Source organism: Thermoplasmata archaeon (assembly GCA_035532555.1).
Lineage (GTDB): Archaea > Thermoplasmatota > Thermoplasmata > Lutacidiplasmatales > UBA184 > Lutacidiplasma.
The window spans coordinates 1-21804 of sequence record DATKQS010000015.1 but is presented as its reverse complement, the minus strand read 5'-3'; the positions used below and the strand labels follow the sequence as shown (position 1 = coordinate 21804).

The window sequence follows — 21804 nt, the reverse complement described above, 5'->3', positions numbered from 1 at the left end:
AACGCGTCGAGGCCCGCTCGCGGGAGGTCCTAGGGTGCCGGCGGCTGGAATCCGCCCGAGGACGACGCGGCATTCATCGTGGCTCGGTCCACGTATCCATCGGAGTCGAGGAAGTGCATGTAGCCCGGCTACTGGCCCTTCACCGCCGAGCGCCCGCGGGTTCCGCGGGGGCCGGGTACTGCCAGGCCCGGCGCTCCCCCGGCCGAGCGAAATCCTCGATGGTGGTGACGGCATCTCCGGCCAAGGAGATCAGAATGACCACGATGAGCCCGAGAAGGATCGCGAGGGTGCCGACCGAGACGGCGATCGATTGGTACTCGACCGTGTTCGGAGCGATGCCTACCACGACCACGAAGTAGAAGATCTCGAGCACCGCGGCTCCGATCTCGATCGGGCCGTAGTACCGGGTGGGATGCGCGGCGTACGCGGCCCCGGCCAATAGCGCGAACAGGGAACCGACCCATGCAAGGGAGGAGGGGAAGCTTGCGACGGGGATCCCGTTCGATTGCAACATCGACACAAGATACAGCGGGAGCCAGACCACGGCGAAGTACGTCCCCAGACCGAGCGCTACCCCTCCGATGATCCTCCACATCCACCACGGCACGCTGAACTGCCGAGAGCGAGCCAGCACGAACCGCGTTCCAAGAAGTGCGGCCAGGACGAGCCAGAATTCGTAGAGAGGCGTCGGCCAGTTCGATACGGGAGTGCTGGAGGGCAGGACCCGGTTGAGGTAGTACCAGAGCTGGGTGTCGATCAGGAGGTAGAGGACGAGCGCGAGAGCTACGCCTCCCGCAGCCCGCCAGGCCCATCCGGCGGGGGAGTCCGGGCGCAGGGGAGCGAGGGCGTAGCCGGCCCCAGCGAACGCCGCCACGACGATCCAGATCGCGTACATCGTCGAGTTCCATCCCGTGATCGGAGAGTTGGACGGGAGGAGACCGAAGGCCCGCAGCAGGAACCAAAACAGTCCGTCGAGGATGATGAAGATCGACACGGCGATACCGAGTCCGATGGCGACGTGTTTCGGCCACTCGGGGGCCGGAGCCGGGGTCGGCGCGTTCGCGGGGGTGCTCGAGCCGGGGTCGGGCTCGGCCATGGCTAGGCCTCCACGGGGATCGGGGGGAGCTGCACGCTAAACGGAGAACCGACCCCGCCGCTCAGCGTGGCCACGAAGGAATCTCCGGTCAAGCTCGCGCAGGGGGTCGGGACCTGGGCCGTCTGGCCAAAGGGCTGACCGCTCGGAGTGGAGACCCCGAAGGAACCGGTGCCGCACGAGACGCCCCCGGGCGTGAGCACCTGGAAGGCGAGGAGCCCAGCGAGCGAGAACGAGGCGTGGTTCTGGAACGCGAGCGTCACACTCGCCTCGCCCCCGGCGACGCTCGCGGTCACGACGGCGTTCATGAACGGCGCGCCCCAGGATTGATTCTGGACGAAGTGAACCGAAACGGGTACGAGCAGGATCCAGCCCACCGTTGCGTTCACCCAGATCCCGAACTCGAGGGTCTCGGAATTCGTCAGCAGGGCCTGGCCGGGCGAACCCGGAGCGACCGATACCGAGACGCCGAGCCCGAGCTGGCCCGATCCTCGCGAGGGGATCCCCGTGGATGGGGTCGAGCCTTGACCCAAGATGATTCCCGAGGCTGTGTAGATGACCACGCCCGCGCCGAGCGTGAGCGGGTAGAGGCCGGAGTTCGACACGTTGAGCGTCTGGGTCGCCCTGATGGTCGAGGAGCCGACGAACCCGAACGTGCCCTTGTTCGAACCGCCGCTCGGCTGCAGGTCCTTCGCGACGTTCCCGAAGGAGTACGCCACCGTCGCGAGGTAGAGGATGAACAGGACGAAGACGACCAGCGACGCCCTCTTGAGGATCTTGGTGAGCCGCACGAGACGCGGTGGACGTGAGCGCGTCGGTCCGGTCCGCGCCATTGGCGGAGGAAGCGGGCTTCCCCTTGTAAATCTTGGGCTGGACCCTGACCAGGGTTCCGGCCATGTACCCGGCCGGTACCGAGCTCGCGCGATTCTACGGTTTCGACCCGCTCGACGAGCGCCGGCGGGGAGGGGGCAGGAGCGGGAGCTCTACCGGAGGCGGCTCGGGTTCCCCCGAGGTTCCGTCGCCCATGAGCAACGGCGTGGCTACCCGTTCGTGGAAGCGGTCGGCGACATGCCCGATCCGATCGACAACCCGGTCCGAAAGCTTCCCGCGGGCCTTCCCGAGAGCAGCCTCCAGCCCGAAGCGGGCCTGCTCCCACCGGTAGAGGTGCTCCGGGTAGGTGGCCTCGTACAGCAGGGTGCTGCCCCCGGATCTCCGGCTCGGGGTCGAATGCCCGGTCAATCGGTCCTTCACGGCCTCATGAAATCGCGTTCCCGGGACTGGCACCGCGATCGATACCGAGTACTCTTCCGGACTGAATCGTCGGAAGAGCTGGAGCGTCGCTTCGATATCCGCGAGGGACTCCCCCGGGTACCCGAGCATCAGGAACCAGAACTGTCGGATCCCTTCCGCGCGAAGCGCCTCGGCCGCGCGCTCGACCTGGGCGAGGCGCGTCCCGCGGTTCATCAGGTCGAGCATCTTCTGGCTTCCGGATTCGACCCCGACGTAGACCCGCTCGAGGCCGGCCTCGCGCATGCGCTTCAGGAGGTCCGGCTTCAGGAGATCGACGCGGGCGAGGCACTCGAACTTGAGGTGGAGGTCCGCGGCCTCCATGCGGTCCAAGAGCTCGTCGAGCCACGCTCGAGAGATGCCAAAGACATCGTCGCAGAACCGGACATAGTCGACGCCGTACCGCTGGTGGAGTGCCTGGAGCTCGCGGACCACGCGTTGAGGCGATTGCTGGCGGAAGGTCCGGCCGAACGTCGGCTTCGAGCACCAGGAGCAGTCGAACGGACATCCGCGCGAGGTGAGCACGGCGGAACGCCGCTCGCCCGTTCGGCGCTGCCAGCGCTCGAGGTAGCCGTCCATATCAATCAGGTCCCAAGCGGGGAGCGGAAGATCGTCCAGCTCCCGGATCACCGGCCGGGAAGGACCGTGCACGGTGCGGCCGGCCCTGCGCAGAACGACGCCGGGCATCCCGGCGATCTCGGCACCCGTGGCCAGCCCCTGGGCGAGCGCGACCGAGGTCGCTTCGCCTTCGCCGGTCACGACGAAGTCGAACCCGGCATCGAGGTAGAACTCCGGCCGGCTCGCCGAGTCCGGACCCCCGGCTACCGAATGGACCCCCGCGGCACGCGCCAGCCGCGCGATCTCGGCCGCCCGGTCGTGCGTGAGCGTCTTCGTGTGGACCCCGACGATATCGGGCCGAAACGAGCGGATCCCCGCCTCGACCGGGCGGACGTCACGGGCGAACGTGAGGTCGACCATGGAGACCGCGCAGTCGTGCGACCGGAGGTACGCTCCCAACGTCAGAAGGCCGAGCGAAGGATACAGTTCCACGAACTTGCGCTCCATCGGGTCCTCGCGCGCGAGGTACGGATCGACGAGCAGGACCCGGGGAGGGCTCGTCGCGGGGGAGCGGGTGCCCGTGGACTTTGCGCTAGGCACGCGTCCGCCTCCCGCGGGGAACCGGGCGACCCCCCGAGATGGCTCCGACGGGGCAGTATGCGACACACCACCCGCACTCCGTGCAGTGGGAGAGGACCTCGAGGCGGGTCGGGGTGAGCTCCATCGCATTGGGCGGGCAAACCCCCGTGCACAGCCCGCAGAGCACGCAGGTGTCCGAATCGATCGTCACCATGGTTCGGGACGGCCAGGCGGTGGACGCCGCTTACGCTCCCTGGGCGGTGGGACGGATCGTGGATGGGCCGGAGGAGTGCAGCGCCTTGCCGAGCGCCGCGAATCCCGTCAGAGCGCACTTCAAGCGCACGGGGGAGAGGGGGATCCCGAGCAGCTTGAGGACGTCGTCTCGGGTGATGGCTCGGACCTCCTCCAGCGACTTTCCCGCGACCTGGACCGTCAGGAGGGAGGTGCTCGCGACACTGATCGCACATCCGTCGCCGGTGAAGCGGATCTCCTCGACCTTGCGGTGGTCGGGGTCGAGCTTGAGTCGCACCTCGATATGGTCCCCGCAGGTAGGGTTGGATTCAGCGCCCTCCAGGTCCGCGGAGGGTAGGGGGCCGAAGTTCTTCGGGTTCCGGTAGTGAAGCAAGATCATCTCCTGATACAGGTCGTACGCCATCGGGATCCCTGCTCCTCTGAGCCTCGTCGAGCTATAAAGCGCAGTCCCCGCGGAGAGCGGGAAGGTTTCCGGTGCGTTTACCGTCAGAGAATCGCCCACCCAAACATGCGAATCTGGGCCGGATCCGACCATCCACCCCGGGAGTTTATAAACACTCCTGAGTGTCTAAATCCAATGGCGACGGCGACGACGCAGCGACCATGGCTCCGGGAGGAAGAGGTTCGGGATCTCTCCGAATCGCTCGCCGACCCGGAGGCGGTGGCTCAGCACCGAGCCGAGGCCTATCGGCTCTTCCTCGAGCTCCCCATGGAACCCAACCCGCTGTACCGCCACTATGGGTACTTCTCGGGGGTCGACCTGAGCGGCATCGATCCGGTCGCCCATGGAGCGTCCGTGGCGCTCCCGCCGGCGCTGCCCGACGCAGTCCGCATCGTCCATGATGGGTCGGGGACCCGCATCGAGATCCCTCCCGCGCTGCGCGAACTCGGCGTAAGCGCGAACGCTTTGATCGACTCCTGGAAGGCCGGCGCGACGGCGCTCCCCACACTGATGCGCGGCTCGGAGACCCCCGCGGATCGTCTCTCGGCGCTCAGCATCGCGCTCCTGAACCGTGGGTACCGGCTCGAGATCCCGGACCGATGCCCGACACCGATCCGGGTCCAGGACATCACCGTGCTCTCGCAGGCGCACGAGGCCCAGTCGATCCGCCGATCGATCCGGATCGGCGAGCGCGCGCAGGTCCTCATTACCGAGGAACTCTATTGCCACGGGCCGGTCCCCACCGAGCAGCGCTTCTACGGCTCGTCGGTCGACTACGATCTCGCGGCCGAGGCGAAGGTCGTCCACCTCTCGGTGCACGCTCCGGATGGTCGGACCGTCTCGTTCTACCGTCGCTCGGCGACGACCGAGCGCCGCAGCCGCCTCGCGTGGATCTGGGCCGGTCTCGGAGGGTTCTCGACGCGCGGACGCAACCAGACGACGCTGATCGGGAATGGATCGAGCGTCGACGATCTACAGACCTTCTACGGAAGGGATCACCAATCCTACGACAGCGATGTGCACATCACGCACCGTGGCGAGGACACGCACGGCCAGTCGATCACGCGGGGGGTCTTCCGAGACGAATCGCGCGGGATGAGCCGCGGCCTCGTCCGGATCGAGCCGCTGGCGCGCAAGACGCTGAGCTACATCTCCGAACATGCGATGCTCCTCTCGCGAGGGGCGCGCTCGGACACGATCCCGATCCTCGAGATCCTTTGCCCCGACGTCAAGGCGACGCACTCCACCAGCGTCGCTCCGGTGGACCCGGAGAAGATCTTCTACCTAGAATCCCGAGGGATCAGTCCGTCGGAGTCCGTGCGGGCGATCGGGGAGGGTTTCCTATCCTACGTGCTCGACCGCGCGCCGATCGCCGGCCTGCGGGAGACCCTGTATCCCCTCCTCGCCGCCCGCTGGGAGGGAAAGGAGATCGACTGGGGAGACCCGGCGTACCCTCCGCTCCCCGAACTCGAGGTGGCGGGCACGGCCGCGGCTCCCGATTGGCGCTTCGACGCGAAGCTCCGGTAGCGGGCGTGCGCACGGTCGGCCGCACCGATCGCGCGGGGGCCCGCTCGGATCTCCGGTGGGGGCGTATCGGATCTAACCGACCGCGCCGATCATCTCGAGCTGGATGAGACGGTTGAGCTCGAGCGCGTAGTCGACGGGCAGCTCCTTGGAGAACTCGGCGAGGAATCCCATCAGGATCAGGTGGATCGCGTCCGACTCCGTGAGCCCGCGGCTCATGAGGTAGAAGATCTGCTCCTCGCCGATCTTGCCGACCACGGCCTCGTGCGTGATCGTCGCGTCCTCTTCGTGGATCTCGTTGTACGGGTACGTGTCCGACCGGCTCATGTCGTCGGGGAGCAGGGCGTCGCAGCGGACGGCGGCCTTGACCCCGGTGGCTCCCTTCGCGACGTGGAGGAGGCCGCGGTAGCTCGTCTGGCCGCCCCGGATCGCGATCGACTTCGAAATGATCTTGCTCGAGGTGTCCGGTGCCGAGTGCACCGCCTTCGCCCCGCTGTCGATGATCTGACCGGCGCTCGCGAAGGCGACCGAGAGAATATCGGCGCGCGCGCCGCGACCCTTGAGGTAGACGGAGGGGTACTTCATCGTGATCTTCGAGCCCATATTGCCATCGACCCACTCGACGAGCGAGTTCTCGTACGCCACGGCCCGCTTCGTCACCAGGTTGTACACGTTCTTCGACCAGTTCTGCACGGTCGTGTAGCGCACCTTGGCGTACGGTTCGGCGACGACCTCGACGACGGCCGCGTGCAGCGAGTCCGTCGAGTAGATCGGAGCGGTGCAGCCCTCGATGTAGTGGATCTTGGCGCCCTTGTCGGCGATGATCAGCGTGCGTTCGAACTGCCCGACGTTCTTCGCGTTGATGCGGAAGTAGGCCTGCAGCGGGATGCCGCAGTCGACCCCGGGCGGTATGTACACGAAGCTGCCTCCGGACCAGACGGCGCTGTTGAGCGCGGAGAACTTGTTGTCGTTGTACGGAACGATCTTGCCGAAGTACTTCCGGACGATGTCGGGGTGCTCCCGCACCGCCGTATCCGTGTCGCAGAAGATGATCCCCTTCTTCTCGAGGTCTTCGCGGAGCTTGTGGTAGACGGTACCGCTGTCGTATTGGGCCCCGACGCCCCCGAAGAAGTCGCGCTCGGCTTTGGGGATCCCAAGCTTGTCGAACGTGTTCCTGATGTCCGCGGGCAGGTCCTCCCACTTGCGCTTGGGCTCGTCCTCGCCCATCGGGGCGGCGTAGAACGTATAGGAGTCGAAATCGAGCTCGTCGAGCTTGGGACCCCAGTCGGGCATCGGGCGCTTGACGAAATGCTCGTAGGCGCGCAGGCGGTACTCCCGGAGCCAGTCCGGCTCCTTCTTCCAATCGGAGATCTGGTGGATCGTTTCGACCGAGAGGCCCTTCCCGGAGCGGAGTTTGTACGTCTCCGGGTCCTTGAAGTCGTAGCGAGTATAGTCGAGCGGAATGAACTCCTGAGCTCCCTGCGCCATGGTGGTCCCGTCAATTCAAGCACCAGATGGTATTTAAATGAAATGTCGCCCGAGTCGCTTGTCCATCCCTCTATCGGGGACGGCTCTCGATTTGCCATCGTGTAGCGTTGGGTGCTACACCTTCGCATGCCGCTTATGCGAATATCTTGACAACCTTGTCGAGTGCGTCGTAGAGCAGGTCGATCTCTTCGAGGGTGTTGTACAGATAGGGGCTCGCCCGCGCCATGGCTCCGACGCCATAGCGATCCATGAGCGGCTGGGAGCACTGGCGGCCCGCCCGGATCGCGATCCCTTCCGCGTCGAGGATCGAAGCGATGTCGTGGGGGTGGATCCCTTCGAGCGCGAAAGAGAACACGGCCTCGCGTTCACGTACGTCCCGGGACCCAAAAATCCGGATCTTCTTCCCGAGGCGTTCGTCCGCGTTCTGGAACAAGCGGGCCTGCATCGATCGTTCGTGTCGGGCGAGGTCCTCCCACCCGATCGCTTCGAGGTAGTCGAGCGCGACAGAGAGCCCGATCGCGCCGGCGATGTTCGGAGTGCCGGCCTCGAACTTCGCCGGAGGCTCGCGATACGAGATCCGACCGGCATGCACCTCCTCGATCATGGAGCCACCTCCCATCCAGGGAGGCATCTCCTCTAGGAGCTCCTTCCGGGCCCACAACACCCCGATGCCGGTCGGCCCGAGGGTCTTGTGCCCTGAGAACGCGACGGCGTCGGCCCCGAGCGCGACGACGTCGATGGGGATGTGCGGGGCCGACTGCGCCGCGTCCACGACCACGACCGCCCCGGCGGCGTGGGCTCGGTCCGCAATCGCGCGGACCGGGTTGACGGTGCCGAGGACGTTGGAGACATGGGGAAGGGTAACGACCTTCGTCTTACCATCGAACCATCGGTCGTACTCGTCTAGACGCAGGTGCCCGGTATCATCCACGTTGACGAACTCGAGGGTCGTTCCTCGCTCTTCCCGCAGCATGTGCCAGGGGACCACGTTGGCGTGATGGTCGCTCACGGTAGCGACGACCCGGTCGCCCTGCTTCAATCGGCTCCGGCCGAGACCGTGGGCGAGCAGGTTGAGCGCCTCGGTCGCTCCCCGGACGAACACGATCTCGGATGGATCCGGTGCCCGCAGGAACCGGCCGACGCGCGCCCGGGCGCCCTCGTAGGCGTCGGTGGCCTCCTCGCTGAGCAGGTAGATCCCACGGTGGACGTTGGAGTTCGTCTCGCGGTAGAAATTGGACTCAGCGTCGATGACGACACGCGGCTTCTGCGACGTCGCGGCAGAGTCGAGGTACACGAGCGGCTTGCCGCGCACACCGCGGGAGAGGATGGGAAACTGTTCGCGGATCTTCTGGACGTCCATGGTCGCCCGTGGGGTTGGTACGAGACCGGTCGGGACTCGCCTCTAGTTCTGCGTCGTGGCGCCGACCTTGACCCAGTCGTACCCTTTCGCTTCGAGTTCGTCGACCAATTCCCGTCCACCCGACATGGCGATGACGCCATCGACCATGACATAGACGCGGTCCGGGTTGACGTACTTCAGGATCCGCTGGTAGTGCGTGATGAGCAGGATTCCTTCCTGGGGACCGTGGAGCTTGGCGACCGTCTCTCCGACGGCGCGCACGGCGTCGATGTCGAGGCCGGAGTCGGGCTCGTCCAGGATCGAGAACAAGGGGTGGAGCATCGCCATCTGGAGGACCTCGTTGCGCTTCTTCTCGCCACCGGAGAATCCCTCGTTGAGGGACCGCTTCAGCATCGATTCCTCCATTTCGAGGTGTCCGAGGTTGGTCTTGAGGTCCTTGTCGAACGCCACGGTGTCCGCCGTCTCGGCGGTGTGGCGCTGCATGTAGGCGGTCCACAGGAACTTCGACACCGAGAGCCCCGAGACCTCCTGGGGGTATTGGAATCCGAGAAAGAGGCCGGCGCGGGAGCGTTGATCGACCGGCATCTTGAGAAGGTCCACACCATCGAGGAGTGCCTCGCCCGAGGTGACCTTGTACTTCGGGTGGCCCATCAGCGCATAGGCGAGGGTGCTCTTGCCGGAGCCGTTCGGACCCATGAGGGCGACGAGTTCGCCGGTCCGCAGGGAAAGATCGACCCCCTTGAGGATCTCCTTGCCCGCGACCTCGACCCGGAGGCCCTTGATGACCAGCGTATGAAGGGGCTTTTCCGCCATCGATTGCCCTCGGCGGATACGAGTCGGTCGCTTTATTTAAGCATAGCGCGGTGCCTAAATCCCTTTAAGCTTGGCCGCCGTCTGTTACGCTCGTAGGACGGGATGAGCGCAGCAGATCTGGCCCCTCACGAAGGAACTCGGGGGCGCATTCTCGATCAACTCGCTCAGGCCCCATGCACGGCCCGCAACATCGCGAACACCCTCGGCATCCAAGAGAGCGCAGCTCGAGGGCATCTCGAGCGCCTGCGCGAGCGGGGATACGTGATCCCGACGTTCCGTCGTGAAGGAGTCGGCCGCCCGCGCAAGCGCTACGCCCTCACCCCCGAGGGTCAGGAGCTCTTCCCGAAGAGGTACGATCTCCTCCTCGATGCGCTGATGGACGAGATCCTCGCTCGGCAGGGGGAGGAGTTCGCCAACGAGCTCTTCGCGAGCGCGGCGGCGCGCGTTGCACATGGGATCGCCCAGGGAATCCCGAAGGACGGTTCGCTCGAGGAACGCACCCGCCACCTCATCGATTCGCTCAACGCCTTCGGATTCAACTGCACCATGGAGAAGATGACGGACGGGGGGTTCCGGATCGTTCGCTCGAACTGCGTTTTCCGACGGAACGCACTGTCTCACACCCGCCTGATGTGCAACGTGTTCGACCAGCGCCTGACGGAGACCCTGATCGGTCAAGTGGACGTCGATCTGCAGGACACGATCGGCCGTGGGGGGATGCGATGTTCGCATCTGATCCATCTGCGGTAGGGGCGAACCGCACGATCGAGCGGACCCAGGGCTCGGAACACACGGCCCTCCGAGATCCTCTGCTCCGAGCGATCGGCAACACGCCCCTCCTCCCGCTCGATCGGATCGTTGCACGGCACGGTGGCGGGTTCCGCCTTTTCGGAAAGGCCGAATTCCTCAATCCGACAGGGTCGGTCAAGGACCGCGCGGCGCTATTCATTGTCGAAGAGGCCATCGAAGCGGGCGAGCTCCGGAACGGGAGAACGCTCGTGGACGCCTCCAGCGGCAACACCGCGGTCGCCTACGCGATGCTCGGGGCCCGCCTCGGCTTCCCAGTACGGCTCTGCGTCCCCCGCAACGCGCATCCCGAGCGCCTGCGTCGGATGCGAGCGCTGGGCGCGGAGATCGTCCTGACCGACCCGATGGAGGGAAGCGACGGCGCCCAGCGAGAGGCCCTGCGCATCTCGCAAGTCCAGCCGGAGAAGTACTACTATCCAGATCAGTACAACAACCCCGCCAATCCCGAGGCCCACTATGCGGGCACGGGCCCGGAGATCTGGCATCAGACGAGCGGAAAACTCACCCACTTCGTCGCGGGCGTGGGCACCGGGGGGACCATCTCTGGGGTGGCGCGGTACCTGAAGGAACAACAGCCGACGATCCGGGTCGTGGGCGTCGAGCCGACCGGCCCCATGCACGGGATCGAGGGGCTCAAGCACCTCCCGTCGGCCTTGCGCCCATCGACGTACCAGGAGCGGTGGGTGGATGCGACGATGCGGATCGAGACCGAGGTGGCGATCGAGGTCCAAGGCGAGCTCGCCCGGGAAGAGGGGATCTCGGTGGGTCGGTCGGCGGGCGCCGCCGTCGCAGCCTCCCTCGCGCTCGGTGCGGCGAATCCGGATGCGTTCATCGTGACGATCCTGCCGGACGCCGCGGATCCCACGGTGCAGGAGACCGACCGATGGCGGTAGCGAACCTCGCTCCCGGGCTCATCGAAGAGATCGCCCGCCACGGGGAGGAAACCTACCCGGACGAGTGCTGCGGGTTCCTCGTCGGCACCGCCCGCGACGAGGAGCGGCACGTGATGCGCATCGAGCGCGCGACGAACGAATACGAGGGAGAGCGGCGGCGGCGCTTCGTGATCCGCCCGGAGGAGCTGCGGCGGATCGAGGAGGGGCTCGAAGGCACTTCGCTGCTCGTCCTCGGCTTCTACCACTCCCACCCGGACCACCCGGCACGGCCCTCCACGTTCGACCAGGACCACGCCTGGCCCTGGTACGTGTACCTCGTCCAGAACGTCGAACGAGGTCGTGCCGGCGAGATCGGCGCGTTCGAGCTCGAGGCGGAGGCCCGAGAGTTCCGTGCAATCCCGCTCCGACCGGCTTCACCCCTCCACGCCACCGTCTGAATCGAACGATACCGAGAGCTCAAGAACGGACGAACCCAGGTACCAGCGATGGCACAAGTCTCGGTCAAGATCCCCACGCCACTACGCTCGTTCGCCGGCGGCGCGGCCACGATCCCTGTCGAGGGCGCCACGGTCGGCGAGGTGCTCCGGCGGATCACCACCATCCACTCCGGGCTCGGTCGCCACCTGTTCACCCCGGAGGGGAAGCTCCGCAGTTTCGTCACGGTCTATCGTAACGACGAGGACATTCGCTACCTGGAACGGGACTCCACGCCCGTGAAGGACGGCGACGTGGTGTCCATCGTCCCCGCGATCGCCGGAGGGGGCGGTGTCGAACCGAGGACCCCAATCCCGCTCGTCGTCTCCGAGCGCAGCGTTCCGGCCGGAAGCCGCGCGCGGGCCTTGTCCAACGAGGAGATGCTGCGGTACAGCCGCCACCTCCTCCTCAGCGAGGTCGGAGTCGAAGGTCAGAAGAAGTTGCGTGACGCGAAGGTTCTGATCGTGGGCGCTGGTGGGCTCGGCTCTCCCACCGCGCTGTATCTCGCCGCCGTCGGTGTGGGAGAGATCGGCCTCGTGGATTTCGACCGGGTCGAGGTCTCGAACCTGCAGCGCCAGATCCTGTACACGACGGCGGATGTGGGTCATGCGAAAGTGGACGCGGCCCGTGACCGGCTCCAGGCGATGAACCCCGGGGTCCGTGTGACCGCGTTCTCCGAGCCGCTCACCTCAGCGAACGCGATGGACGTGATTCGGGGATACGACATCGTGATCGACGGGACGGACAACTTCGCCACGCGCTACCTCGTCAACGACGCCTGCGTTCTGCTCGGCAAGCCGAACGTCTATGGGTCGATCTATCGGTTCGAAGGGCAGGCGAGCGTCTTCGACGCCCGGGCGGGCCCCTGCTACCGCTGCCTGTATCCGGAACCTCCGCCTCCGGGCCTCGTTCCGTCGTGCGCCGAGGCCGGTGTGCTCGGGGTGCTGCCGGGGATCGTGGGGGTCATCCAGGCGACCGAGGCGATCAAGATCATCCTCGGAGCCGGTGAACCCCTCGTCGGACGCCTGCTCTTGTTCGATGCACTTGCGATGTCGTTCCGGGAGCTCGCGCTGCGCAAGAACCCGGACTGCGACCTCTGCGGTCCCCACGCGACGCAGAAGGGACTCATCGACTACCTAGAGTTCTGCGGTGTCCCGGCCGTCGGCTCGGCCCCGGCCCCGTCGGGGGTGCCCGAGGTGAGCGCGAAGGCGCTCGCGGAGGAACTGAGCTCCGCCGAACCGCCGTTCCTGCTCGATGTTCGCGAGCCGGAGGAGTGGGAGATCGTTCGTCTTCCCGGCGCCCACTTGATCCCACGCCTCGAGCTGCCCGACCGCCTCAACGAGGTGACGGATGCTCGGCGCGTCGTGGTGTACTGCAAGAGCGGGGTCCGTTCGAGCGCCGCCGCGAAGCTTCTCCTCGGGCTCGGCTTCTCCGGAGTGCGCAACCTACGCGGAGGGATCGACGCCTGGGCGAAGCAGGTCGACCCCTCGATGCCGCGATACTGAACGAAAGTTACATCGACCCCGGGGCGCGCGCGCCCGCCGGAGCTCCGTCATCGATCGCGAGGGGAGCACGATACGAGCGCACGCGCCGGGAGAGTTCCCGCGCGAACGCCGGCGGGTCGCGAGGGGAGATGAACAGCGGCACCGAATCGGCCGTGATCAGGAGCCCTTTCGGCGAGGTGTAGATCGCATCGATGGGTCCGAGCGAAGGCGTCCACATCCGGCCGCGCCACCCCCAGGATCCGAAGAACCCGCCCGGCGAGAGATCGCTCAGATTGACGAACTCGATCTTCCGCACCTCGTGCAGGTTCACGTGGCGGGAGCCGAGGATCCGGGAGGCGTGCAGCCGGTCGGCGTCCATCGAGTAGTGCGTGGAAAGGTAGCGGACCAGGAAGAACAGGATGAGCGCATAGAGAAGGTAGGGCACCCACCACCCGCCGGAGATGAGGCTCGCGGGCACCGTGAAGAAGGCGAGGAGGAGCAGAATGATGTACGTGCCGATGACCGCATAGGAGTATGACGCCCAGGACCCATAGTGTCCCCCCCCCGCGGTGGGGGAGTCCAGCTCGAGGTCTGCGGGCTCCGTCGACACCCTCATCGATTGGTTCTCGTAGGGGGCTATCCCGAAGTGGGGTTAAGGATTCCATGGAGCTCGCTCTCGTCGGAGGGGCCGCCGCGTTCCATCTGGCACCGACCTGGGATGTTACGTACACGACCTGTCGGATCGACCAGACTTCCGGAACCGGCCAGGACTTCAACGCAACCATCAATGGAACGAGGGGCCAGCTGATCTCCACCAGCTCCGGATCGGTCAGTTGCACGCAGGGACCCGTGAGCGGCCCCGCGGCGACGAGCGCGCCGATCCTCGCCGGCAACCGCACGCTGGGTCCCTCCGCGCGCCCGGCAGCACCGGTGGCCGTCGTTAGCCGTGCCTCGGACGCCTCGAGCGTCAGTCCCCTCGAGCGCCTTCGGGAGCGATACGAGCTCGGTAGGTCGCGCCGTCCGCGCGCACGTTCATCTTCGAGCCTCTTGAGGGAAGGTCCCCCTCGACGATCGCGAGCACGCGAACCCCCTCGGAGACCTCCACGAGGGCCAGGCGGTGCGGGCTCTCCCAGCCGGTGGCGGGGTACACTACCACCGTAGATGCGAGCACCGTGCCCGTCGACGGAACGGTGAGGGAAGCGCGCGGCAATCCACCGCACCGCGGGCACGGCCCGTCGCTGGGGAGGAACGCTGCCTGGCATGCCGAGCAACGCGAAAGCTCGAGATCGTCCGGTCGAAGATTCATCGTCCCGTGCTCCCCATGATCGTGACGTAGTTGTGGGAGCCGATCCCGCTCATCGCTTGAGCCAAGCCGACCCTCGGTCGCTTCGCCGTCGCATGGCGACCGGCCTCGCCTCGCAGCTGCAGAGCGACCTCGGCCACCTCGGCCACGCCCGAGGCACCGACGGGGTGGCCCCGCCCGATCACCCCTCCACTGGGGTTCACCGGAACTCGCCCGTCGGGACGGACCCACCCGCGCTCGAACCATGTCGGGGCCTCTCCCGGCCCGCAGATGCCGAGGTCCTCGATGTGAACCATCGCAAAAGGAGAGAAAGCGTCGTGCACCTCCGCGACATCGATGGTCTTCGGTGTGATGCCGGCAGAGTCGTAGGCGCGTTGAGCGGCGCGACGTGTCGCCGCGAACGAATAGAGGTCCTTCCGGTCCACGAGCCTCAGGGTGTCGAAGCCTTGGCCGAGCCCGAGGACCGTCGCCGGACCCTCTCCTCGCTCGAGTACGAGCGCGGTCGCTCCGTCGGAGATGGCGGAGCAGTGCAGGAGTCGAAGGGGAAGGGCCACCGGGCGGCTCGCGGCGACCTCCTCAACGGTGACCGCCTTCTGAAAATGCGCGCTCGGGTTGCTGGCCGCCATCGCCCTCGCATGGACCGTGGCGGCGTCGCAGATTGCGGGGGTCAGTTGAAATCGCTCGATATAGCGCTGGGTCGCGATCGCCGCGAGCGCAGGCATGGTCGCTCCGGCCGCGGCCTCGCTCGGATGGAGCGACGACGACAGATCCTTGGTGTTGTCGGCCGTGGGCCGGTTGGTCATCTTCTCGGCACCAACGACGAGCGCGCGGTCGAACCGCCCGGATTCGAGCGCGAGGACCGCCGCGTGGACGGCCATTCCCCCCGTGCCACTCGAGGAGTCCACGCGAAAACCCGAGCTCGATTCGAGACCGAGGCGCCCGGCGAGATGTGGGAGAAGGGGTTCGCGACCCTGGGCTCCTTGGGCGAACATCGTCCCGACTACGAGGAGGTCAACCGGCTTACGCCCGATCCCCTCGAGGGCGAGCGTGGAGGCCTCCACGGCGAGATCGATCAGGCCCTCCGGACGCTTCCCGTACCGACCCATACCGATCGAGGCGACGTGGACGCTCACGAATTGCCCGCTCCTATATGCCGTCGGAGATTGCTTCGGACCTTAAACCTCCCGATGGCGGGGACCCGGCGCGGAGGGAGGAGCGACGTCGGACGAACTAGGCCCGATCGACTGGATGCTGCAACGGGGGCAGCGGCGCGGTGGACCCGGCGTCGGATCGCGCAGCTCCGGGTTTAGGAGGCCGGCTCGTCGTAGAACACGCGGACTGACGAGAGCTGGGGCGGTTCCCGCGCTAATCCGGCATGCTCCGAGCGCGCAATCGTCAACTCGCGGATCGAAACTCAAGTCTCGGACCCGAACCTCTTCGCGCGGCTCCTGGTCGGCGCCTACATCACCGGACACGACCGTGTTCAAATCGTGGGAAGCTCACCCCTGACCGAGGCGCAGCACGCGGATATCGACTACATCACCAAGAAGATTCTCGGGATGAGCCCGGTTGAGGAGTCCGCGGTCTCCACTCCTCCGCCGACGCCGCCGTCGTAACCTGGAGGAAGGCGTCCCGAAAAGGATCCGTTTCGGGCCGGGGAGATGGTGCTCCCGGCGGGAATCATGCTGAATGTGGGGTAATCCCGTGCCTCGACCACCATCAGCTTTGCGTCAACTCGACTCTACGGCCCTCGTGAGCGGCACCGGCCGCCTCCCGCGGATCTACTCGCCGTGCAGTCTTCGGGATCCTGAGGAAAGGCCCCACCACGAAGTGAACACGAACGAGAGCCCAATGATGATGACTCCGGCGGCCGCGATGTACCCTCCGGCGTAGAGGCCACTGGACACGTAGACCAACACGCCGGCGAAGGTGGTGACCGCACCTACGGTGGCCGTCCAGCCGACCCTGAGGCTCTGCCGCTCGCTCAATAGGCGCTCCGCGAGGAAGACCACGAGCACCACCATCATTGTGAGATAGAAGGCGATGAACAACCGAATCCAAGCCTGGGGAGGGGTGCCGATTATCGTGCCGTTGGTCGGCTCAACGACCGCCGTGAGGACGGTGAAGACGACCAGCATCAAGAGCGGAAGGACCCGGATCGGCAGGCCCGCCTGACTCGTCCATCCCTTAAGCCGGCCAGTACCGATCACCAGCGCGCTGAGCAGCAGGATGCCCCCGAGAACCAAGAAGACGAAGTTGCTCGCGTCGTTCAGGGCAACGAAGCTGGGGATTCCCGGCAGGGCCAGAATCGGGGGAGGAAGGTTGCCCGGCCAGCTCGAGAATCCGAGGAGGAGCCCCATCCCCGTCTGTAACACGAGATCGATGCACACCAGGGCGAACCCCACCTGGGCCAGCAGCTTCGTCGCCCCCACGAGCCGGTAGTACCCGAAGCGGACCGCGGCGAGCGCCATGACCCCCGCGGCAACGGCAGTGATCATGAGATACGAGTGCGAGCCGATGAGGCTCGCGGCCCAGGCGTCCAGCGACAGGCCCATCTCTTGAGCGGCGTACTGTCCGAGCAGGGAGGGGTTGTCCCCGAACCCCAGGATCACTCCGGCGAGGTGCCCCATCAGGGCCGCGACCAACATGACGGCCCCGACCAGCGAGGCTGTGATGAAGGGAAAGGTCCGGCTCCGGGGAGCGCCCTCCCTCCATACCGTGAGCATCCCCCACAGGAGGAGGATCACGACCTCGTCGAGGGCAAGGAACGCCGTGACCTGGATCCACAGGCCGGGGGTTGTCCACGGAGCCGAAGTGTTGAACACGGCGCCGATCGGAGAGAGGACGCCGGCGATGAGCACGCCGACGAAGATCCCGCGTCGAACGTGAATGGAGGGCAGCTCGAAGAAGTCGCACGCCACGAGGGCGGCGATCCCCACGAGCCCGGCGTTGAGCCCATGGAGATACATCACGACCCAGTAGTAGTTGGGCGACCCGGCCCCGACGTCCCAATTCGAGGCGTCGCCGAAGCCCGTGAAGGGGTTGTTGACGAAGACGCTTCCTGCGAAGAAGATCGTAGCCCAGAAGATGAGGAAGAACGCCAGGCGTCGGGAGTTCAACCAGGGCATTCGCGGAATCAACTTCACTCCCCCTCCGTCGAGGAAGGGGGTAGGATCTGCTTCCACGATCTTTTCACTCATCGCTCGAGACCTCGCGTTTGGTGTGAGGCATGGAGGAATCTCTTCCAAACGCCCTCAACCACTGGGGGATCACGGAAGAGGGCCCACGCGTCGACCGGGACCGTCACTGCGCATCGGTCCGATGCGGCGGCGCAAACACCGGCATCCTGTGGAGGGGGGTCCTCGGATCCTGCCGTGGCCGCGAGCGTCAGCCTCTCCCCGGGTACCGATGCCAAGACTGAGGCTACTCGCGTCGTCTCTGTCACCCGCCGGACTTCACCGTCAGCCCACCGAACGATCGTTGGGAGGGAAAGTCTACTCGGATGGGATGGAATGTACCGTACTGTCAAACGGAAAGAAGACTCACCGGGACCATCCGTGTCATCCGTGCGAGTTCTCCCCGAGACGTCAACGGCGTTGCACGGAGAGTACATATGATACGGGCGGCCATCCGACGCGGAGCGTCGGAGGGAAAGTTTTCCGAGTGACCTCGAAGGGGAAGAGATGCCCTACGATATGGCCGCGAAGGATCGGCGCGATGAGCTCCGCCTATTGCGCCGGGTCCAGAAGACCGGCCACTCCTCGCTCTTTGTGACATTGCCGAGGTCTTGGATCCATTCCGCCAGTATTCGCCCCGGCGATGTCTTGGAGTTCAAGGAGCTCGCCGGAGGGCGTCTCGAGCTCTCCGTTTCCCACGTCGTCCGGGCACCGTCAGGGCGGCAGAAGACCCTGCGGATCGAAACCCAAGTCTCGGACCCGAACCTCTTCGCGCGGCTCCTGGTCGGCGCCTACATCACCGGACACGACCGTGTCCAAATCGTGGGAAGCTCACCCCTGACCGAGGCGCAGCACGCGGATATCGACTACATCACCAAGAAGATTCTCGGGATGAGCCTGGTTGAGGAGTCCGCGAACCAAGTCGAGGTCCAGATCTCCGTCGACCCGGGAAAGTATGAATTCGCGCGCCTCCTCCAGAGAACCGTCCGCCTACTCGACCAGGCCGTCGAGCTGTGCCGACGCAGTTTGCGGGAGGGGGACCCTTCGGTCCTGGACCGGCTGCCGCTGGTCGAAGACGAGATCGATCGATTCTATCTCTTGATGGTGCGTCAGCTGCTTCTCGCCTCGGATGACTTTCACATCGCTGTCGAGATCGGAGTGACGAGCCATCATTTCCAGATCGGTAGCCGCCTCGTGGCCAAGGTCCTAGAGGTGAACGGCGACCTGCTGGCCGACATCGGCCATGAGCTTGGGTCGTGGCTGGGAACCGACCGCGCCCATCTGTTGAAGGCGGCGGACAGCATGGACCGAATGCTGGCCGATTTCGATTCCTTCCTCAAGCGGACGATGGAGGCCTTTCTCGGCCTATCCGTGCTCGGGGCGAACTCGACATTGAACGACATCAATCGATGGCTTTCCCACCAGTACGGACTGGAGGACCGAAAGGGCCGCCTCGTCCGCACGAAGGAGGGGCCAGCCCCGGCCCAGCGCATCGCTTGGGACCTCGTCATGGCGGTCGAGATGCTGGTCGAGATCAACGAGATCACGATCAACCGCTATCTCGAGCCGGAGACTATCCTTCGGTCCACGTCCCGTAACTCCATTATGATCTCTTCGGAGGTCGCCGGGTCTCTGCCCGGGTCATCCGCTCCGATCATAGTCCCTGAGCCGGACTAGAAGAGTCAGGACCCCGCCCCTCGATCCGACGCCGGGTCGCCTCGAACCGTGGGGGTGTCGGCAGCGGCGGCCCGGGTGCCGGCGCGGTCTCGCGTCGGTGGCTCTCCACCTCTATTGCACCGCTGAGGACCGCGGCAGACAGCTGCCTCGGTAGGCGATCCGGTAGGAGAACCCTCGGACGACACACCTACTGCGCGTGTCGCGGAGAGCGGGAGCATGCCAAACGTCGGTACGCCGTTCCCTTCACCCCGGCGGGCCCCACGATGGACCTCGACGCCGGCGGGGGGGGGCGCCGAAGTCCCCTCAGATCACGTCCACGGTGCCATACATCATTCCGGGATCGCTCATATCCTCGCAACGGCACATGCACCCCCACGCGAACGCCCCGGTCGTATTGAATTCGGCCCCGAACGTGACCAAGGCCGGGGTGGAGCCGGTCGAGGCCGGTGGGATCGGTACGCTCAAGTTGTAGTACGCATCGAACATCGTGAACGTGTGACTTATCGCGCCAGGAGCCAAGCCCGTCATGTCCGCCTCGGGGGTCGTGTTACCCGTACCCACCATTTCGATCCCTCCGAGCGTACCGATGACCCGGTTGTCCCAGGGAACGAGGAGCGCGGAGTCCACGGGGTCGTAATTTCGTATGGTAAATACAACCTTCGTGTGCGCCGGGACCACGAAGTTCGCCGGGGTAAACCAGGATGTCCCGGTCGCCGGATCGTAGGAGATCGTGATGTTGACGTAGCTCGTTGCCCCGGCCGGGGGATTCGTTGCGGCGTGAACCGGGAGGGCATAGAGAGCCACCGAGAACGACGCTAGTGCCATCAAGGACACCACGGTGAGGACGAGTGCCGCGGTCACGAATCTCCGGTGTCGCGCGGGGGAACCTCCGTTTGGTGCCTCCCGTTCCCTATTCTCCCGTTCCTGTCGGCGACTCAACGTTACAGTCGACATACCTCTAATGATGGGCCTGCCTCCGGACATGTACCGTCGATTCCCGAGAAGCCAACTCTCTCCTAGCAGTCCATACTGCATGGAGAAACTCGAACCATGTGCCTCTCGGGTTTCGAGCAACGCGACACTACAGGCCCAGCACATCCCGAGATGAAGCTCGGCCCCTCGAAGCACGTCTCTGATCGCGCCCGTACCGATCCACCGTCTCTTGGGGACCGTGGCCCGGAGAGAGGGCCGGTAGCTGCCGGAATCCGCCGAGAGGCCCCTGACCAACCACGAGCGCGATGAGGTACCAGCTCGTTCCGGCGAGCTTGGTGGGCTCGGACGGGACCCGCGACTCAGTCGATCTGGACACCGCTCCACCTCTCCGGGCTGGTGCAAGTTGGCGACTATATTCGACCCGCCCATGGATTCCGCCGTTCCGGGCCGGTTCCGATCCGTTCGTCGTGGGAAAACGCTGAGAGGAATCGACCTACCTAGTGCCGAATCCACAAACGTCGTTTGACTTTGTGGACCTTCGGTTCGGCGTTCTCGTTCCGATGCTGGATCCCGTCGTGGATCGCCCGCGATAGGTGCCACCGGTCTGAATAGTCCGACCCGGTCAGTGCGAGATCCTTGACCTCTCCGAAGTGTGCCTCGACGAGGTTGTACTCCGAGGCGTTGGTCGGCGTGGGAACCATCACGATGTTCAGGGCGCGGGCCAGCGCCCGCGCCGAGGGCGTCCAATGTGTCGAGAGGTTGTCGTTGATCGGGTAGATCCGATCTCCCCCCGGGTAGTGCGCCCGAACGAATCGTAACGGCCGTCGCCACACCCGGGTGTGCTTGGACGGGGAGAGAAACCCGTCCATCTGGTCGCGATAGTAGTCGTAGATGCCGAACAGGTACCGGACCCCGAACGTTTTCTTGTAGGTCGCTCGAACTCGGTCGGGGTGACCCGACCGAGCCCAAGTGCGGCCCCCATAGGGTCGGAGAGCGATCGGACCCATCTCGTCCGCCGCGACCACGATGGGAGGGTTGTGCTCACGATTCGTGAGCGTGCGGAGGCGTCGGACCTTGGAGTCGAACTCCGGGTCGTTGGACTTCTTCCAGGTCTTCACGGCCTGGAAGGAGACGGCCTCCGCGTGGAGGATTTCCCGTAGTCGCTCCTCGCTGATCGACTCGACGATCCCCTCACGAATGGCGGCGGTCTTCAGACGCTCGAGCGACCAGGTCTGCAACAGCATTCCGTGGTCTCTCGGGCGAGAGAGGGCGAGGTCGACGAGTTTCTGACGGATCGGCTTCGTGAACTCGGGAGGACGACCTCCGGCTCGGGTAGGGTAGAGGGCGGCGGTCCCGATTCGATTGAAGTCGCGGATGACCCGTCGGACCCATGCCGGGGACCAGTAGACCATGCGAGCGATCTTGGGTGGGGAGAAGCCCTGCATTGAATGCAGCACGATCATCGCCCGGGTTCGCACGGTGGCGTCACGGGTAGTCCGGGTCAGTCGGCTAACGTAGTGGCTCTCAGACCTGACCTCCCGGCCTCTTGGGTAGCAGGTGCCTACCCAACGCCCGTTTCTCTCTCGTAGATCGACGCGCCCGTCTACCGGCAGGTTCTTGTATCAGCATACGTATCTACGTATGCCATGACCCACCGCGTC

At 65.6% G+C, this 21804-nt stretch carries 21 protein-coding genes; 7 read left to right on the top strand and 14 right to left on the bottom strand.

Annotated features, from left to right (window positions below; translation table 11 throughout):
- Window positions 1-139: 139 nt before the first annotated feature.
- The 5 genes from VMV28_03995 to VMV28_03975 form a co-directional block, all read right to left on the bottom strand.
- Window positions 140-1096, bottom strand: a complete 957-nt coding sequence (locus tag VMV28_03995; GenBank protein ID HUZ79763.1) for a hypothetical protein — start codon at window positions 1094-1096, stop codon at window positions 140-142.
- Window positions 1097-1098: 2 nt separating this feature from the next.
- A complete protein-coding gene (locus VMV28_03990; protein ID HUZ79762.1) occupies window positions 1099-1926 on the bottom strand; it encodes a hypothetical protein in 828 nt (275 codons plus the stop codon).
- Window positions 1927-2020: 94 nt separating this feature from the next.
- Complete coding sequence (locus tag VMV28_03985; protein ID HUZ79761.1) at window positions 2021-3538, bottom strand: radical SAM protein; 1518 nt, start codon at window positions 3536-3538, stop codon at window positions 2021-2023.
- A complete protein-coding gene (locus tag VMV28_03980; GenBank protein HUZ79760.1) occupies window positions 3531-3731 on the bottom strand; it encodes a 4Fe-4S binding protein in 201 nt (66 codons plus the stop codon). The genes VMV28_03985 and VMV28_03980 overlap by 8 nt, the downstream gene beginning before the upstream one ends.
- A 30-nt stretch (window positions 3732-3761) precedes the next feature.
- Entirely contained in the window at window positions 3762-4172 is a 411-nt protein-coding gene (locus VMV28_03975) for an iron-sulfur cluster assembly scaffold protein (GenBank protein HUZ79759.1), read from the bottom strand.
- Window positions 4173-4346: 174 nt separating this feature from the next.
- Between VMV28_03975 and VMV28_03970 the strand changes: the two genes are divergently transcribed.
- Window positions 4347-5738 carry a SufD family Fe-S cluster assembly protein gene (locus VMV28_03970; protein HUZ79758.1) on the top strand — a complete coding sequence of 464 codons (1392 nt, stop codon included), beginning with the start codon at window positions 4347-4349 and terminating at the stop codon, window positions 5736-5738.
- 72 nt (window positions 5739-5810) lie between these two features.
- Here VMV28_03970 and sufB read toward each other — a convergent pair whose 3' ends face one another.
- From sufB to sufC, 3 genes are all read right to left on the bottom strand, one after another.
- Window positions 5811-7223 (bottom strand): Fe-S cluster assembly protein SufB, encoded by a 1413-nt coding sequence (sufB, locus tag VMV28_03965; protein HUZ79757.1) that lies wholly within the window; start codon window positions 7221-7223, stop codon window positions 5811-5813.
- Window positions 7224-7356: 133 nt separating this feature from the next.
- Complete coding sequence (locus tag VMV28_03960; protein HUZ79756.1) at window positions 7357-8583, bottom strand: SufS family cysteine desulfurase; 1227 nt, start codon at window positions 8581-8583, stop codon at window positions 7357-7359.
- Window positions 8584-8625: 42 nt separating this feature from the next.
- On the bottom strand, window positions 8626-9396 hold the full coding sequence (gene sufC, locus VMV28_03955; protein ID HUZ79755.1) for a Fe-S cluster assembly ATPase SufC: 771 nt from the start codon (window positions 9394-9396) through the stop codon (window positions 8626-8628).
- Between the two features lie 102 nt (window positions 9397-9498).
- Between sufC and VMV28_03950 the strand changes: the two genes are divergently transcribed.
- The 4 genes from VMV28_03950 to moeB are packed head-to-tail and all read left to right on the top strand — an operon-like array spanning window position 9499 to window position 13075.
- Window positions 9499-10146, top strand: coding sequence for an ArsR family transcriptional regulator (locus tag VMV28_03950; protein ID HUZ79754.1), 648 nt, complete (start codon window positions 9499-9501; stop codon window positions 10144-10146).
- Window positions 10119-11096: a cysteine synthase family protein gene (locus VMV28_03945; protein HUZ79753.1), complete on the top strand. Its 978-nt coding sequence runs from the start codon at window positions 10119-10121 to the stop codon at window positions 11094-11096. Before VMV28_03950 ends, VMV28_03945 begins: the two co-directional genes overlap by 28 nt.
- Complete coding sequence (locus VMV28_03940) at window positions 11087-11533, top strand: M67 family metallopeptidase (GenBank protein HUZ79752.1); 447 nt, start codon at window positions 11087-11089, stop codon at window positions 11531-11533. Before VMV28_03945 ends, VMV28_03940 begins: the two co-directional genes overlap by 10 nt.
- Before the next feature lie 48 nt (window positions 11534-11581).
- Window positions 11582-13075: a molybdopterin-synthase adenylyltransferase MoeB gene (gene moeB / locus VMV28_03935; protein HUZ79751.1), complete on the top strand. Its 1494-nt coding sequence runs from the start codon at window positions 11582-11584 to the stop codon at window positions 13073-13075.
- A gap of 7 nt (window positions 13076-13082) precedes the next feature.
- On the opposite strand, the gene VMV28_03930 is transcribed toward moeB, so the two are convergent.
- From VMV28_03930 to VMV28_03920, 3 genes are all read right to left on the bottom strand, one after another.
- A complete protein-coding gene (locus tag VMV28_03930) occupies window positions 13083-13670 on the bottom strand; it encodes a PH domain-containing protein (GenBank protein HUZ79750.1) in 588 nt (195 codons plus the stop codon).
- Between the two features lie 351 nt (window positions 13671-14021).
- Window positions 14022-14264 carry an OB-fold domain-containing protein gene (locus VMV28_03925; GenBank protein ID HUZ79749.1) on the bottom strand — a complete coding sequence of 81 codons (243 nt, stop codon included), beginning with the start codon at window positions 14262-14264 and terminating at the stop codon, window positions 14022-14024.
- 92 nt (window positions 14265-14356) lie between these two features.
- Window positions 14357-15490, bottom strand: coding sequence for a thiolase family protein (locus VMV28_03920; GenBank protein HUZ79748.1), 1134 nt, complete (start codon window positions 15488-15490; stop codon window positions 14357-14359).
- A gap of 357 nt (window positions 15491-15847) precedes the next feature.
- Here VMV28_03920 and VMV28_03915 point away from each other — a divergent pair, with 357 nt between their 5' ends.
- Window positions 15848-15973: a hypothetical protein gene (locus VMV28_03915; protein ID HUZ79747.1), complete on the top strand. Its 126-nt coding sequence runs from the start codon at window positions 15848-15850 to the stop codon at window positions 15971-15973.
- Window positions 15974-16138: 165 nt separating this feature from the next.
- Here VMV28_03915 and VMV28_03910 read toward each other — a convergent pair whose 3' ends face one another.
- Window positions 16139-17557 carry a hypothetical protein gene (locus tag VMV28_03910; GenBank protein HUZ79746.1) on the bottom strand — a complete coding sequence of 473 codons (1419 nt, stop codon included), beginning with the start codon at window positions 17555-17557 and terminating at the stop codon, window positions 16139-16141.
- A 483-nt stretch (window positions 17558-18040) separates the two neighbouring features.
- Here VMV28_03910 and VMV28_03905 point away from each other — a divergent pair, with 483 nt between their 5' ends.
- Window positions 18041-19210 (top strand): hypothetical protein, encoded by a 1170-nt coding sequence (locus VMV28_03905; protein HUZ79745.1) that lies wholly within the window; start codon window positions 18041-18043, stop codon window positions 19208-19210.
- A 303-nt stretch (window positions 19211-19513) separates the two neighbouring features.
- On the opposite strand, the gene VMV28_03900 is transcribed toward VMV28_03905, so the two are convergent.
- Both VMV28_03900 and VMV28_03895 read right to left on the bottom strand, forming a co-directional pair.
- Window positions 19514-20071 (bottom strand): hypothetical protein, encoded by a 558-nt coding sequence (locus tag VMV28_03900; protein HUZ79744.1) that lies wholly within the window; start codon window positions 20069-20071, stop codon window positions 19514-19516.
- A 569-nt stretch (window positions 20072-20640) separates the two neighbouring features.
- Complete coding sequence (locus tag VMV28_03895) at window positions 20641-21621, bottom strand: IS630 family transposase (protein HUZ79743.1); 981 nt, start codon at window positions 21619-21621, stop codon at window positions 20641-20643.
- Between the last annotated feature and the right edge of the window lie 183 nt (window positions 21622-21804).

Coding starts and splice junctions, on each gene's coding strand:
- VMV28_03995 (HUZ79763.1), bottom strand. CDS start 1,096: ATGGCCGAGCCCGACCCCGGCTCGAGCACCCCCGCGAACGCGCCGACC.
- VMV28_03990 (HUZ79762.1), bottom strand. CDS start 1,926: ATGGCGCGGACCGGACCGACGCGCTCACGTCCACCGCGTCTCGTGCGG.
- VMV28_03980 (HUZ79760.1), bottom strand. CDS start 3,731: ATGGTGACGATCGATTCGGACACCTGCGTGCTCTGCGGGCTGTGCACG.
- VMV28_03975 (HUZ79759.1), bottom strand. CDS start 4,172: ATGGCGTACGACCTGTATCAGGAGATGATCTTGCTTCACTACCGGAAC.
- VMV28_03970 (HUZ79758.1), top strand. CDS start 4,347: ATGGCGACGGCGACGACGCAGCGACCATGGCTCCGGGAGGAAGAGGTT.
- sufB (HUZ79757.1), bottom strand. CDS start 7,223: ATGGCGCAGGGAGCTCAGGAGTTCATTCCGCTCGACTATACTCGCTAC.
- VMV28_03960 (HUZ79756.1), bottom strand. CDS start 8,583: ATGGACGTCCAGAAGATCCGCGAACAGTTTCCCATCCTCTCCCGCGGT.
- sufC (HUZ79755.1), bottom strand. CDS start 9,396: ATGGCGGAAAAGCCCCTTCATACGCTGGTCATCAAGGGCCTCCGGGTC.
- VMV28_03950 (HUZ79754.1), top strand. CDS start 9,499: ATGAGCGCAGCAGATCTGGCCCCTCACGAAGGAACTCGGGGGCGCATT.
- VMV28_03945 (HUZ79753.1), top strand. CDS start 10,119: ATGTTCGCATCTGATCCATCTGCGGTAGGGGCGAACCGCACGATCGAG.
- VMV28_03940 (HUZ79752.1), top strand. CDS start 11,087: ATGGCGGTAGCGAACCTCGCTCCCGGGCTCATCGAAGAGATCGCCCGC.
- moeB (HUZ79751.1), top strand. CDS start 11,582: ATGGCACAAGTCTCGGTCAAGATCCCCACGCCACTACGCTCGTTCGCC.
- VMV28_03930 (HUZ79750.1), bottom strand. CDS start 13,670: ATGAGGGTGTCGACGGAGCCCGCAGACCTCGAGCTGGACTCCCCCACC.
- VMV28_03910 (HUZ79746.1), bottom strand. CDS start 17,557: ATGAGTGAAAAGATCGTGGAAGCAGATCCTACCCCCTTCCTCGACGGA.
- VMV28_03905 (HUZ79745.1), top strand. CDS start 18,041: ATGCCCTACGATATGGCCGCGAAGGATCGGCGCGATGAGCTCCGCCTA.